This is a genomic window from Streptomyces sp. NPDC093252 (assembly GCF_040683675.1).
Classification (GTDB): Bacteria; Actinomycetota; Actinomycetes; order Streptomycetales; family Streptomycetaceae; genus Streptomyces.
Map to the genome: position 1 here is coordinate 247,297 of NZ_JBFBEM010000004.1, position 14,399 is coordinate 261,695.

Sequence of the window (14,399 nt, forward strand, 5' to 3'; positions counted from 1 at the left end):
TGATGATGGGGAGTGGGGACGATGAACACCTGGCGGAGCGCCTCTCTCGTGGCGAGCGCCGCGGCCGTACTGGTGCTGACCACGGCGTGCGGTCAGGACAGCGGCGGCCAGTCGGCCAGCCAGAACGTGGGAGCCACGGCCCCCGCCCCCGGCTATGCCTCACCGGGCACCGGCACCGGTACCGACGCCCAGGCCGGCGGCCAGCAGGCCGCCGCCCCCAACACCCCCGCCGGACAGCTCACGGTCGCGGCCAACGCCGAACTCGGCAGTGTCCTCACCGACGCCGACGGCCGGACCCTCTACCGCTTCGACGAGGACACCGCCGAGCCGCCCAAGACCAACTGCGAGGGCGACTGCGCCACCGCCTGGCCGCCCGTCCCCGCGAACGACGCCAGCGCCGGTGACGGCGTCGACGCCGAACTCCTCGGCGAGATCACCCGCCCCGACGGCACCAAGCAGCTCACCGTCGGCGGCTGGCCCGCCTACCGCTTCGCCAAGGACGTCAACGCCGGTGACATCGAGGGGCAGGGCGTCAACGGCACCTGGTTCGCCCTGGCGCCCGACGGCAAGAAGGCCGAACTGGCCGCCCTGCCGGGGCTGTCCACCCGCGAGGACGCCGAGCTGGGCGAACACGTCGTCGACAAGAACGGAATGACCGTCTACCGCTTCCTGAAGGACGAGGCGTGGCCCGAGCCGGTCTCCGCCTGCACCGGGGAGTGCCTGGCGAAGTGGCCCGTGGTCGCCCCGGTCGCCAACGACGACACCGAAGGGGTGCAGAAGAAGGGCCTGATGAGCTTCACCCGCCCCGACGGCACCAAGCAGCAGACGGTCAACTGCTGGCCCATCTACACCTTCGCCGGTGACAAGGCGCCCGGCGACACCAACGGCCAGGGTGTGGGCGGCACCTGGTACGCGGTGGCCCCCGACGGAAAGCCGATCGGCGCCCCCGACAAGGAGTAGGGACGGTTTCCCCGGCAGTCCGTCACCGCGTGTTCCCCGGAACTCCGGGCGCGGTGACGGACTGCTTCCGTGTGCGCGCCGAGATGTGACGACGAGTAACACCGGAGCGCACGCAGCGAAATCCCGCCGATACTTTCCGATACTTTTCAGGAGACCGCGACACCGCACGGATTGGGCACGTGCCAACGGCAGTGACCGGGAACGGATGGTCAATTTCCGTTTCGGCTCGCTCCTTTGGCGGGCGATCAGTAGCCTCAGCTCGAACACCGGATCGCCAACGCCTGGAGAGATACATGGAACGTCCCGCCTGGGCACCACGGAGCATCGACATCTCGGTGCCGAGCGTTTCGCGTATCTACGACTACTACCTGGGCGGTTCGCACAACTTCGAGGTCGACCGGGAGGCGGCCCGCAAGGCGATGGAGTTCATGCCGGGACTGCCGAAGATCATGCAGGCGAACCGCGCGTTCATGCGCCGGGCCGTCCGCCACGCCGTCGCCTGCGGGGTCACCCAGTTCCTCGACATCGGCTCCGGCATTCCCACGTTCGGCAATGTCCACGAGGTCGCCCAGGACGCCTGTCCCGACGCCCGGGTGGTGTACGTCGACCACGATCCGGTGGCCGTCGCGCACAGCCAGCAGGTGCTGGACGGCAACCCCGGCGCGGACGTGGTCGGCGGCGATCTGCGCAAGCCGCTGGACATCCTGCGCAGTCCCCAGGTGGAGCGGCTGCTCGACCCGGACCGCCCGGTGGCCCTGATGCTCGTCGCCATCCTGCACTTCATCGAGGACGCCGACGACCCGTACGCGGTGGTCGCCGAGCTGCGCGACGCGCTGCCGCCGGGCAGCATGCTGGTCGTCACCCATGCCTCGTACGAGGGAATCCCGGTGCCTCCGGAGCGGGCCGGTGGCGTGGTCGACGTGTACAAAGACATCCGCAACCCGCTGATCATGCGCTCGCGCGAGGAGATCGCGCGGTTCTTCGAGGGGTACGACATGGTGGAACCCGGATTGGTGCCGACGGCCTCCTGGCGCCCGGACACCGCACCGGAGGAGGAGGATCCCTACGCCTTCGCCGGATTCGCCGGCGTGGGACGTACGGCGTGAGCGCGGAGCCGGACGGGCCGGAGGACCGTCTGCGGCGGTTCGCGACGATCTGGAGCCGGGCGGTGTTCCCGGTCTCGCCGACCTCGCTGACCCGGCCCGAGTTCGAGGACCGGCTGCTGCCCCTGGCCCGCCGGATGAGCGAGGCCCTGCGCGCCCGGTCGTTCGACGCGGCCGAGGGCCGGGCCCTCGGCGCCGCCCTGGTCGACGCGCACTGCACCGACCCCGAGGCCCTCAGCCGCACCCTCGACTGCGTCGACGCCTATCTCGTCCTCTACTGCGGCGACGACGGCCCCCAGGACGATCTGCGCGCCCGCTCCTCCCGCATCCAGCACGCCATGGCCGCCGGGTTCGCCCAGGCGCTGCGCGCCCGCACCCTCGCCGAGCAGGAGTCCATCGCGCAGGCCGCGCTGCGCGCCCAGGGCGTGGTCGCCCAGGCCCTGCACGCCAGCGAGGCCCGCTTCCGCGCGGTGTTCGAGGGTGCCGCCATAGGCATCGGCATCGCCGACCTCGACGGCAACGTCCTGGAGATCAACGGGGCGCTGCAACGGATGTTCGGCGGCGGCGAGAACAATGTGCGCAGTCGCAACGTCCGCGACTGGACCCATGTCGAGGACGCCCCCCAGGTGTGGCGGCTCTACGACGAACTCGTGCGCGGCGAACGCGAGCACTACCACGTCGAGAAGGCGTTCTACCGCCCCGACGGCACGGTCCTGTGGACCAACCTCACCGTCTCCCTGCTGCGCGACCCCGACGGCAACCCGCAGTACCAGCTCGCGCTGATGGAGGACACCACCGAGCGCCGGCTGCTCAACCTCCGGCTGCGCTACGAGGCCACCCACGACGCGCTCACCGGCCTGCCCAACCGCACCCTGTTCTTCGAACGCCTGGAGAAGGCGATGAACGCCGGGCCGGGCCAGCGCTTCGGCCTGTGCTACCTGGACCTGGACGGCTTCAAGACCATCAACGACAGCCTCGGCCACGCCGCCGGGGACCGGCTGCTGGTGGAGATCGCCGACCGGCTCCAGTCCTGCGCCACCGCGCCCGGCGAGATGGTGGCCCGGCTCGGCGGCGACGAGTTCGTGGCCCTCACCACCGGCCCGCACACCCAGCGCGAGGTGGACGAACTCGCCGGCCGCATCATGAACGCGCTGCTCGCCCCGGTCCGCATCGACGGCCGGGAGCTGACCGTGCGGGGCTCCATCGGCATCGTGGAGGGACCCTCGGGGGAGCGCAGCGCGGCGGAGGTGCTGCGCAGCGCCGACATCACGATGTACCGGGCGAAGAGCGCGGGCGGCAACCGCTTCGAGCTGGCCGACCCGGAGGCCGACGCCCGCGCGATCACCCGGCACGGACTGACCACCGCCCTTCCGGCGGCCCTGGAGCGCGGCGAGTTCTTCATCGAGTACCAGCCGCTGGTCCACCTCGGCGACGGCAGTGTCCGCGGCGCCGAGGCCCTGGTCCGCTGGCTGCATCCGCAGCACGGCGTCCTCGGCCCCGACCGGTTCATCCCGCTCGCCGAGCACACCGGACTGATCGTCCCGCTGGGCCGCTGGGTCCTTCAGGAGTCGGTCCGCCAGGCGTACGAGTGGCGGGAGCGGTACGGCTCGGCCTCCGGCCCGCTGCGGATCAACGTCAATCTGTCGCCGTGCCAGCTCACGCATCCCGGGCTGGTCCAGGACACGGTGGACATCCTGGAGTCGGCGGGTGTCGCGCCGGACGCGCTCTGCCTGGAGGTCACCGAGTCCGCGCTGATCGGCGCCGACGACGATCTCCTCAAGCCGCTGCGCAGGCTCGCCGAGATGGGGGTCGACATCGCCCTGGACGACTTCGGCACGGGCTACTCCAATCTCGCCAACCTGCGCCGGCTCCCGGTGAGCGTGCTCAAGCTGGACCGGTCGTTCACGCAGAGCATGCAGCAGTTCCCGGCGGACCCGGTGGATCTGAAGATCGTCGAGGGGATCGTCTCCCTCGCCCACAGCCTGGACCTCGCGGTCACGGTGGAGGGGGTGGAGACGGGGGCGCAGGCGGAGCAGCTCCGGATACTGGGGTGCGACACGGCACAGGGCTGGTACTACGCGAGACCGGGTCCGCCCGACCGCCTGCACGAACTGGCCCTGGTCGACGCGACGGGCTGAGCACCGGGGAGCGTCTGCCGGGTTGCGGTGTGATGCCGGGTGCGGGTCGTGTGTGGCCGGTCGCGCAGTTCCTCCCCCAGAGGGGGTACCCCCAGCGCCCCTAAAAGCCCGCCGTGCCCGATCTTTTCAGGGGCGCGGGGAACTGCGCGACCAGCCCCCACCCACCCGCACCCGGCATCACACCCCCACCGTTACCGCTCCAACAGCATCCGCTGAAGCTCCCGCGCGGCCCGCGGCGGCGCCACGTCACTGCGGTGCGCCAGCGCGATCGTCCGGTACAGCCCGGGACGGGCCAGCGGCGTGACCCGCAGCCCCCGCCCCGACCGCGCCGCCACCATCCGCGGCACCACCGCCACTCCCAGCCCCGCCCGCACGAACCCCAGCACCGCGTCCATCTCCCCGCCCTCCACCGCGAACCCCGGCTCGAACCCCGCGGAGCGGCACGCGGCGACGGTCAGTTCCCGCAGGTCGTAGCCGTGCCGGAACATCACCAGCCGTTCGCCCTCCAGATCGGAGATCCGGACGCTGCGCCGGTCCCCGCCGGGGCGGGGCGCGTCCGGCGCCGAGACCACCACCAGGTCCTCGCGCAGCAGCTCCACCGTGGTCAGCGCCGGGGACGCCGCCGGGAGCGGCAGCACCACCAGGGCGAGGTCCAGCGCGCCGCGCGCCAGCAGCCGGACCAGGTCGTGGGAGCCGCCCTCCTCGATCAGGAGCTGGATGCCGGGGTAGCGGTCGTGGAAGGCGCGCAGGACGTCCGGGAGGAGCCCCGTGCACAGGCTGGGGGTGGCGCCCAGACGGACCCGGCCGCGCCGGAGCTGGACCAGTTCCTGCACCTCGATGCGGGCGGTGTCCGCGTCGGCGAGGATCCGGCGGGCCAGCGGCAGCAGCGCCTCCCCGGCGTCGGTGAGCGAGATGTTGCCCCGGGCGCGCAGGAAGAGATCCGCGCCCAGCTCCCGCTCCAGCGCCTTGATCTGCTGGGACAGCGACGGCTGGGCCACATGGACCAGCTCGGCGGCGCGGGTGAAGTGCCGGGTCTCGGCGACGGCCACGAAGTACTGGAGCTGCTGGAACTGCATCCAGCCACTATAGGCGCCACCTATCGAATCAAGCCGGACCATGTCTTGGACCGATGGGGCCGACCGGCCCTAGCGTGCCTGACATGGCTCTGGCAACGCGGACGGACAAACGGCCGTCCATGGCGCGCACGATGTGGGACAGCTCCGTCGGCAAGAAGACCGTCATGGCCGTCAGCGGTCTGGTCATGCTGCTCTATCTGATCGCCCACATGATCGGGAATCTGAAGGTCTTCTTCGGCCCCGAGGAGATCAACGACTACGCCCACTGGCTGCGCACCCTGGGCGAGCCGGTGCTGCACTACGAGTGGGCGCTGTGGCTGGTCCGGATCGCCCTGGTCGTCGCCGTGGTGGCGCACGCGGTCTGCGCCTACCAGCTCAGCCGCCGCGACCTCAGGGCCCGGCCGAGCAAGTACGTCCACCAGAAGGCCCGTGCCAGTTACGCCACGCGCACCATGCGCTGGGGCGGGATCATCCTCGGCCTGTTCATCGTCTGGCACATCCTGGACCTGACCACCGGCACCGTGCACCCGGGCGGCTACGAGCACCTCAAGCCGTACCAGAACATCATCGACACGTTCTCGACCTGGTACGGGAACGCCATCTATCTCGTCGCGATGCTGGCGCTGGGCCTGCACATCCGGCACGGCTTCTGGAGCGCCGCCCAGACCCTCGGGGCCGGCAGCCGCAGCCGCGACCGGGCCCTGAAGGCCACCGCCAACGTTCTCGCCGCAGTGCTCACGCTCGGGTTCATCGCCGTGCCCGTGGGCGTCATGACCGGATTGGTGAGCTGAGATGAGCTACTCCGACTACCGCACCGGCGACCCGGTCGCCGACACCAAGGCCCCCGCCGGGCCGGTCGAGCAGCGCTGGGACACCCGCCGCTTCGAGGCGAAACTCGTCAACCCGGCCAACCGGCGCAAGCACACCGTGATCGTCGTCGGCACCGGTCTCGCGGGCGGCTCCGCCGGGGCCACCCTCGCCGAGCAGGGCTACCACGTCGTCCAGTTCTGCTACCAGGACTCCCCGCGCCGCGCCCACTCCATCGCCGCCCAGGGCGGCATCAACGCGGCGAAGAACTACCGCAACGACGGCGACTCCGTGCACCGGCTGTTCTACGACACCGTCAAGGGCGGTGACTTCCGCGCCCGGGAGTCCAACGTCCACCGGCTCGCGCAGATCTCCGTCGAGATCATCGACCAGTGCGTGGCCCAGGGCGTCCCCTTCGCCCGCGAGTACGGCGGCCTCCTCGACACCCGCTCCTTCGGCGGCGTCCAGGTCTCCCGCACCTTCTACGCCCGCGGCCAGACCGGTCAGCAGCTCCTGCTGGGCGCCTACCAGGCGCTGTCCCGGCAGATCGCCGCCGGGAACGTCGAGATGCACGCCCGCACCGAGATGCTCGACCTGATCATCGTCGACGGCAAGGCGCGCGGGATCGTCGCCCGGGACCTGATCACGGGGAAGATCGACACCCACTACGCGGACGCCGTCGTCCTTGCCTCCGGCGGCTACGGCAACGTCTTCTATCTGTCGACCAACGCCATGAACTCCAACGCCACCGCCGTCTGGCGGGCGCACCGGCGCGGCGCGTACTTCGGCAACCCCTGCTTCACCCAGATCCACCCCACCTGCATCCCGCGCACCGGCGACCACCAGTCCAAGCTGACCCTGATGAGCGAGTCGCTGCGCAACGACGGCCGGATCTGGGTGCCGAAGGCCAAGGGCGACACCCGCCCCGCCGACCGGATCCCCGAGGACGAGCGGGACTACTACCTGGAGCGGATCTACCCCGCCTTCGGCAACCTCGTCCCGCGTGACATCGCCTCCCGCGCCGCCAAGAACGTCTGCGACGAGGGCCGCGGCGTCGGACCCGGCGGACAGGGCGTCTACCTGGACTTCGCCGACGCCATCAAGCGCATGGGCCGCAAGGCCGTGGAGGCGAAGTACGGCAACCTCTTCGACATGTACCAGCGGATCACCGACGAGGACCCGTACGAGGTGCCGATGCGGATCTACCCCGCCGTGCACTACACGATGGGCGGACTCTGGGTCGACTACGACCTCCAGACCACCGTCCCGGGACTGTTCGCGATCGGCGAGGCCAACTTCTCCGACCACGGCGCCAACCGGCTCGGCGCGTCCGCCCTGATGCAGGGCCTCGCCGACGGCTACTTCGTGCTCCCCGCCACCATCAACGACTACCTCGCCCGCAACCCGCACAGCGAGCCCGTCACCGATGAGCACCCGGTGGTGCAGGAGGTGATCGCCGAGACCGAGGACCGGCTGAACCTGCTGCTCTCCGTCGACGGCGACCGCACCCCCGACTCCTTCCACCGCGAACTCGGCGAACTGATGTGGGAGTTCTGCGGCATGGCCCGCAGCGACGCCGGACTGCGCAAGGCCCTGGAGCGCATCCCGCAGATCCGCGAGGAGTTCTGGCGCCGCATCAAGGTCCCCGGCACCGGCGAGGAGTTCAACCAGTCGCTGGAGAAGGCCAACCGGATCGTCGACTACCTCGAACTCGCCGAGCTGATGTGCCTCGACGCGCTGCACCGCGAGGAGTCCTGCGGCGGCCACTTCCGCGAGGAGTCCCAGACCCCCGACGGCGAGGCCGCCCGCCGCGACGACGACTTCTCCTACGCCGCCGCCTGGGAGTTCACCGCCACCGGCGAGGCCCCCGTCCTGCACCGCGAGGACCTCGTCTTCGAGTACGTCCACCCCACCCAGCGGAGCTACGCATGAGGCTCACCCTGCGCGTCTGGCGGCAGAAGAACGCCGGCGTCGACGGCGCCATGTCCACCTACGAGGTGGACGGGATCTCGTCCGACATGTCCTTCCTGGAGATGCTGGACACCCTCAACGAGGAACTCATCCTCAAGGGCGAGGACCCGGTGGCCTTCGACCACGACTGCCGCGAGGGCATCTGCGGCGCGTGCAGCCTGGTCATCAACGGCGACGCGCACGGCCCCGAGCGCACCACCACCTGCCAGTTGCACATGCGCTCCTTCGCCGACGGCGACACCATCGACATCGAGCCCTGGCGGGCCGCCGCCTTCCCGGTGGTGAAGGACCTCGTCGTCGACCGCTCCGCCTTCGACCGGATCATCCAGGCCGGCGGCTATGTCAGCGTCCCCACCGGCGCCGCCCCCGAGGCGCACGCCACCCCGGTGCCCAAGCCCGACGCCGACTTCGCCTTCGAGCACGCCGAGTGCATCGGCTGCGGCGCCTGCGTCGCCGCCTGCCCCAACGGCGCCGCGATGCTCTTCACCTCCGCCAAGATCAACCACCTCAACGTCCTCCCGCAGGGCGCCCCCGAGCGCGAGACCCGCGTCCTGGACATGGTGGCGCAGATGGACGAGGAGGGCTTCGGCGGCTGCACCCTCGCCGGGGAGTGCGCCACGGCCTGCCCCAAGGGCATCCCCCTGGTCTCGATCACAGGGATGAACAAGGAGTGGCTGCGGGCGACCCGCAAGGCGGCGGGGCGGTAGGCCGCCGCAGCTCACAGACGTTCGCCGTAAAGGTGCGGACGGGCGGGACCGGGAGGGGTGCTCTCCCCGGTCCCGCCAGGCATACCCCCTAGCCCGGTCCACTCCGGGCAGGGTGGATCCCCGCCCCGCCCGGTCCACCCCGGGCATTCAGCCACCCCACACCCGCTCTCCTCCCCCGGGTCACGCGCCGGTCAGCCGGCGTCGGAAGAACTGTGGCGGCCGGACGTACGGCACCGGCCCCGTCCGACGCGCCACCCGCCGAACCCGGCCCGCGACCACCCCCGCGACCGCGCCTGCGCCCGTGCCCAGGCCCGTGACCGGGTCCCGCGACCGGGCCCGTGACCAGGAGAGAGCCATGACCGGCGTCACCACGCTCGACCGACCGCCGCAGCCGGCGGCCCCCACGCGGTACACCGTCACCCTCGCCCGTGACGAGGCCGATGTCCGCGCCGCCCAGAAGCTGCGCCACGATGTCTTCGCCGGGGAGATGGGCGCCCTGCTGTCCACCCCGCAGCCCGGCCTCGACATCGACCCCTTCGACGCCCACTGCGACCATCTGCTGGTCCGCGACACCCTCAGCGGCGAGGTCGTCGGCACCTACCGGCTGCTCCCGCCCGACCGGGCCGCCATCGCCGGACGCCTCTACTCCGAGGGCGAGTTCGACCTCGCCGGGCTCGGCCCGATCCGGCCCTCCCTGGTCGAGGTCGGCCGCTCCTGCGTCCACCCCGGCCACCGCGACGGCACCGTCATCGGCCTGATCTGGGCCGGTATCGCCCGCTACATGGTCGACGGCGGCCACGAGTGGCTCGCCGGATGCTGCTCCGTCCCGCTGGCCGACGGCGGCGCCCTCGCCGCCGCCACCTGGGACCGGGTCCGGGCCCGGCACCTCGCCCCCGAGGAGTACCGGGTCCGCCCGCTGCTGCCCTGGAGCGCCGACGGCGTCACCCGCCCCGAGGGCCGCACCGAGCTGCCGCCGCTGCTGCGCGGCTACCTCCGGCTCGGCGCCCAGGTCTGCGGCGAGCCCGCCCACGACCCGGACTTCGGGGTCGCCGACCTCTATGTGCTGCTGTCCATGCGCCGGGTCAACCCGCGCTACCTCAAGCACTTCCTCTCCCTCGTCCCGGCGTGATGGGCGCCTGGCAGCCGAGCGCGCCGTGCACCCCCACGGCGTGCATCGACGCGGCGGGCCGGGCGGCGGCCCTGCCCCGGGCCGTCCTGCGCCTGACGGCGGTGGCGGCCCTGGTGCTCCTGGCCGCCCTCGCCCTGCCGCTGGGCCGCCGGATCCCCGCCGACGCCATCCGCTGGTGGTGCCGGACCCTGGTCCGCGCCGCCGGGGTCCGCACCGCCGTCACCGGCGCCGCGCCCGCCACCGGCGGTCTGCTGCTCGTCGCCAACCACATCTCCTGGCTGGACATCCCCCTGCTGGCCGCCGTCCGCCCCGCCCGGATGCTGGCCAAGGCCGAGATCCGGCACTGGCCCGTCGCGGGCGCGCTGGCCGCCCGGGGCGGCACCCTGTTCATCGACCGCGACCGCCTCAGCGCCCTGCCCCGGACCGTGGCGGACCTCGCCGACGCCCTGCGCGGCGGCGCCGCCGTCGGGGTCTTCCCGGAGGGCAGCACCTGGTGCGGGCGGGCCCAGGGCACCTTCCGCCGGGCCGTGTTCCAGGCGGCCCTGGACGCCGGGGCCGCCGTCCAGCCCGTCCGGCTCCACTACCGCGTCACCGGCGGCCCCGCCACCACCGCCCCCGCCTACATCGGCGAGGACTCCCTGGCCGCCTCCCTCTGGCGGGTGGTGACCACCCGGGGCCTGATCGCCGAGGTCGACGTCCGCCCCCTCATCGCGCCCGGCACCCACCCCGACCGCCGGACCCTGGCCCGCGCCGCGCAACCCGGCCGGGCCGACGCCCCGCACCGGCCGCACACCGCCCCGACCGCGCCCGGCCCGGGGTGACCCCGCGCGGGTGCGGGCCACGGCGCCCTGTGCGACGTTGGTAGGCGGGGGAGCACCGCGCGACGCGACGTACGGAGGGCCCGTCCATCATGACTACTCCCGGTTTCGGATTCGGCGGACGCAGTCCCTTCGAGGAGTTCGACGAGCTGATGTCCCGCTTCTTCGGCGGGACGGGCGCGGCCCCCGCCGCCCGCCGACCGCAGAGCGTCGACATCGGCGGTCTGCTCTCGGAACGGGCCCGGGAACTGGTGGCACGCGCCCGGGACATCGCCGCCGCCGACGGCAGCCACGACCTCGACGCCCGGCATCTGCTGGCCGCCGCCACCGAGCAGGACTCCACCCGCCGGCTGCTGACCGAGGCGGGCGCCGACCCGGACCGGATCCGCGCCCGGCTCACCGCCCACCCCGCCACCGGCGAGCCGACCGAGCCCACCACCCTCACCCCCGCCGCCAAGCGCGCCCTGCTCGACGCCTACCGGATATCCCGCGCCGACGGCGTCTCCTACATCGGCCCCGGACACCTCCTGCGGGCCCTCGCCGCGAACCCCGAGTCGGCCGCCGGGCAGGCCCTCGCCGACAGCGGCTGGGAGCCCGCCCGGACGCCGTCGGCGGAGAGCGGGCACGCCGACCGGCAGCGGCCCAGCACCACCCCCACCATCGACGAGTACGGCCGCGATCTCACCGAGGACGCGCGCGCCGGACGCCTGGACCCGGTGATCGGCCGGGACGACGAGGTGGAGCAGACCATCGAGGTGCTCTCCCGGCGCAGCAAGAACAACCCCGTCCTGATCGGCGACCCCGGCGTCGGCAAGACCGCCATCGTGGAGGGCATCGCCCAGCGGATCGTCGCCGGGGAGGTGCCCCGCACCCTCGCCGGGAAGCGGCTGGTCTCCCTGGACCTGCCCGGCATGGTGGCCGGCACCAAGTACCGCGGCGAGTTCGAGGAACGGGTCAAGAAGCTCCTCGAAGAGGTCCGCGAGCACGGCGAGGAACTCATCCTCTTCCTCGACGAACTCCACACCGTTGTCGGCGCGGGCGGGGGCGGCGAGGGCGCCCTGGACGCCGGGAACATGCTCAAACCCTCTCTCGCCCGCGGTGAACTCCACCTCATCGGCGCCACCACCATCGACGAGTACCGCAAGCACATCGAGAAGGACGCCGCCCTGGAGCGCCGCTTCGCCCCCATCCTGGTCGGCGAGCCGTCCGTGGACGACACCATCGAGATCCTGCGCGGCCTGCGCGACCGCTACGAGGCCCACCACCAGGTCCGGATCACCGACGAGGCGGTGGTCGCCGCCGCCGAGCTGTCCGACCGGTACATCACCTCCCGGTTCCTGCCCGACAAGGCGATCGACCTCATGGACCAGGCCGCCGCCCGGGTCCGGCTGCGCTCCCGCACCCCCCTCGCCGACACCCGCGAGATCGAGGACACCCTCGCCGCCCTCAACCGCGAGAAGGACCAGGCCGTCGCCGACGAGGAGTACGAACGCGCCAAGGACCTGCGCGACCGCATCAAGGAGGCCGAGGACCGCCTCGCCGGCACCGAGGAGACGGCCGCCGAACAGACCCCCGAGGTCACCGCCGACGACATCGCCGAGGTCGTCGCCCGCACCACCGGCATCCCCGTCGCCCAGCTCACCGAGGAGGAGCGCGAGCGGCTGATGAGGCTGGAGGACCATCTCCACGAACGGGTCGTCGGCCAGGACGAGGCCATCACCGCCGTCTCCCGCGCCGTCCGCCGCGCCCGCGCCGGGATGAGCGACCCCGACCGCCCCGTCGGCAGCTTCCTCTTCCTCGGCCCGACCGGTGTCGGCAAGACCGAACTGGCACGGGCCCTGGCCGCCGCCCTGTTCGGCGACGAACACCGCATGATCCGCCTCGACATGAGCGAGTTCCAGGAGCGGCACACCGTCTCCCGCCTGGTCGGCGCCCCGCCCGGATACATCGGCCACGACGAGGCCGGACAGCTCACCGAGGCGGTCCGCCGCCAGCCGTACTCCGTGGTGCTCTTCGACGAGGTCGAGAAGGCGCACCCGGACGTCTTCAACGCCCTGCTCCAGATCCTGGACGACGGCCGCCTCACCGACTCCCAGGGCCGCACCGTCGACTTCAAGAACACCGTCGTCATCATGACGTCGAACATCGGCGCCGACCGGATCCTGGCCGCCGGGGTCGAGGACTACGACATCATGCGCGAGCAGGTCCTGCCGGTCCTGAACGACTACTTCCGCCCCGAGTTCCTCAACCGCATCGACGAGATCATCCTCTTCCGCGGCCTGGACCGCACCCAGTTGCGCCAGATCGTGGACCTCCTCCTCGACCACACCCGGCGCCGGCTGCGCGCCCAGGACGTGGAGCTGGAGATCACCGACACGGCGGCCGACCTCCTCGCCAACCTCGGCCACCAGCCCGACTTCGGCGCCCGTCCGCTGCGCCGCACCATCCAGCGCGAGGTGGACGACCGCCTCGCCGATCTGCTGCTGTCCGGTCAGCTCACCGCGGGCGACCGGGCCCTGGTGGACGCGGCCGACGGGGCCCTGGAGGTGCGGGCGGAGCAGCCGGTGTCACGGTGAGGGCGTCGTCGCGCTCGTGGGCCGTCACCGCGACGGCTCCCGCCCGGTGAGGACCGCCAGCCGCCGGTAGGAGTCCAGCAGGGCGTCCCGGTCGTAGGTGCTGGTCGTCACCAGCACCTCGTCCGCCGCCGTCTCCTTCACCACCGTCTCCAGTTCGTGCGCCACCTGCTCCTCCGTGCCCGCGAGCCGGCCGGTCAGCCCGGCCTCGAAGAAGCCGCGCTCCTTCTCCGTCATCGGCAGCTCCGCCACCCGCCCGGCGGGCGGCAGCGGCGGGAAGGTGCCGTGGGTGCGCGAGTACGCCATCGACCACGCCTCCGGGACCAGCAGTTCACGGGCCCGCTCCGGGGTCGCCGCGACGGCGATCGTGCCCGAGACGACGACATGGGGTGCCGCGGCCCACTCCGAGGGGCGGAAGAGGGCCCGGTAGAGGTCGACGCCCCGCCGCAGCCGCTCCCGGTCCCCGAGGTCGCCGATGACCATGGGCAGGCCCGCGCGGGCGGCGATCCGGGCGCCCTCGCCCATCGCCAGCACGAACGGCGGCACGCTGAGCCCGTCGGAGGGCCGGGCCCGGACACCGGTCGGGGAGGTGCCCCGGAACCAGCCGAGCAGTTCGGCGAGCTGTCCCTCGAAATCCTCCGCCACGTCCTTGTCCCGGCCCAGCGCCCGCCGCACCCCGGGGGTGAACCCGACGGACCGGCCGAGGCCCATGTCGATCCGCCCGGGGAACAGTGACTCCAGCACCCCGAACTGCTCGGCCACGACGAGGGGTTGGTGGTTGGGGAGCATGACCCCACCGGTCCCGACCCGGATCGTCGCCGTGGCCGCCGCCACCGCCGCCGCGAGCACGGTCGGCGCGGAACCGGCGACACCGGGCACCCCGTGATGCTCCGCCACCCAGAACCGGTGATACCCGAGCCGCTCCGCCTGCCGCGCGAACTCCACGGTGTCCCGCAGCGCCTCCGCCGCCGGACGCCCCTCGCGGGTGCGGGAGCGGTCGAGGACGGAGAACGGGATCCGGGCCAGTACGGAGGTCACATCGGGTTCAACACCCGGAACGCCCCGGCATTCCCGGCCCCCGGGGGCGAAGGCCACCGGGGGTGCGCACGGTGCCGGG

The 14,399-nt window shown here is 72.5% G+C and carries 11 protein-coding genes; 9 read left to right on the forward strand and 2 right to left on the reverse strand.

All coding sequences use genetic code 11. From position 1 onward, the window contains the following. The first annotated feature begins 21 nt into the window (after positions 1-21). The 3 genes from AB0O01_RS09985 to AB0O01_RS09995 all read left to right on the forward strand — a co-directional run bounded on the left by AB0O01_RS09985 (position 22) and on the right by AB0O01_RS09995 (position 4,201). Positions 22-960 carry an SCO0930 family lipoprotein gene (locus AB0O01_RS09985; protein WP_365311997.1) on the forward strand — a complete coding sequence of 313 codons (939 nt, stop codon included), beginning with the start codon at positions 22-24 and terminating at the stop codon, positions 958-960. A gap of 293 nt (positions 961-1,253) precedes the next feature. Next, on the forward strand, positions 1,254-2,066 hold the full coding sequence (locus tag AB0O01_RS09990; protein WP_365311998.1) for an SAM-dependent methyltransferase: 813 nt from the start codon (positions 1,254-1,256) through the stop codon (positions 2,064-2,066). After that, on the forward strand, positions 2,063-4,201 hold the full coding sequence (locus AB0O01_RS09995; protein WP_365311999.1) for an EAL domain-containing protein: 2,139 nt from the start codon (positions 2,063-2,065) through the stop codon (positions 4,199-4,201). Before AB0O01_RS09990 ends, AB0O01_RS09995 begins: the two co-directional genes overlap by 4 nt. Positions 4,202-4,392: 191 nt before the next feature. Here AB0O01_RS09995 and AB0O01_RS10000 read toward each other — a convergent pair whose 3' ends face one another. Further along, positions 4,393-5,277 carry a LysR substrate-binding domain-containing protein gene (locus AB0O01_RS10000; protein ID WP_365312000.1) on the reverse strand — a complete coding sequence of 295 codons (885 nt, stop codon included), beginning with the start codon at positions 5,275-5,277 and terminating at the stop codon, positions 4,393-4,395. An 83-nt stretch (positions 5,278-5,360) separates the two neighbouring features. Between AB0O01_RS10000 and AB0O01_RS10005 the strand changes: the two genes are divergently transcribed. The 6 genes from AB0O01_RS10005 to AB0O01_RS10030 all read left to right on the forward strand — a co-directional run bounded on the left by AB0O01_RS10005 (position 5,361) and on the right by AB0O01_RS10030 (position 13,285). Then, positions 5,361-6,068, forward strand: coding sequence for a succinate dehydrogenase (locus AB0O01_RS10005; protein ID WP_365312001.1), 708 nt, complete (start codon positions 5,361-5,363; stop codon positions 6,066-6,068). Position 6,069: 1 nt separating this feature from the next. Beyond that, positions 6,070-8,016, forward strand: coding sequence for a fumarate reductase/succinate dehydrogenase flavoprotein subunit (locus AB0O01_RS10010; protein WP_365312002.1), 1,947 nt, complete (start codon positions 6,070-6,072; stop codon positions 8,014-8,016). Then, positions 8,013-8,762, forward strand: a complete 750-nt coding sequence (locus AB0O01_RS10015) for a succinate dehydrogenase/fumarate reductase iron-sulfur subunit (protein WP_365312003.1) — start codon at positions 8,013-8,015, stop codon at positions 8,760-8,762. The genes AB0O01_RS10010 and AB0O01_RS10015 overlap by 4 nt, the downstream gene beginning before the upstream one ends. Positions 8,763-9,117: 355 nt before the next feature. Beyond that, complete coding sequence (locus tag AB0O01_RS10020; protein ID WP_365312004.1) at positions 9,118-9,891, forward strand: GNAT family N-acyltransferase; 774 nt, start codon at positions 9,118-9,120, stop codon at positions 9,889-9,891. Beyond that, positions 9,891-10,712, forward strand: a complete 822-nt coding sequence (locus AB0O01_RS10025; protein ID WP_365312442.1) for a lysophospholipid acyltransferase family protein — start codon at positions 9,891-9,893, stop codon at positions 10,710-10,712. Before AB0O01_RS10020 ends, AB0O01_RS10025 begins: the two co-directional genes overlap by 1 nt. An 89-nt stretch (positions 10,713-10,801) precedes the next feature. Further along, a complete protein-coding gene (locus AB0O01_RS10030; RefSeq protein ID WP_365312005.1) occupies positions 10,802-13,285 on the forward strand; it encodes an ATP-dependent Clp protease ATP-binding subunit in 2,484 nt (827 codons plus the stop codon). 24 nt (positions 13,286-13,309) lie between these two features. On the opposite strand, the gene AB0O01_RS10035 is transcribed toward AB0O01_RS10030, so the two are convergent. Next, positions 13,310-14,320, reverse strand: coding sequence for an LLM class flavin-dependent oxidoreductase (locus AB0O01_RS10035; RefSeq protein WP_365312006.1), 1,011 nt, complete (start codon positions 14,318-14,320; stop codon positions 13,310-13,312). Positions 14,321-14,399: the final 79 nt, after the last annotated feature.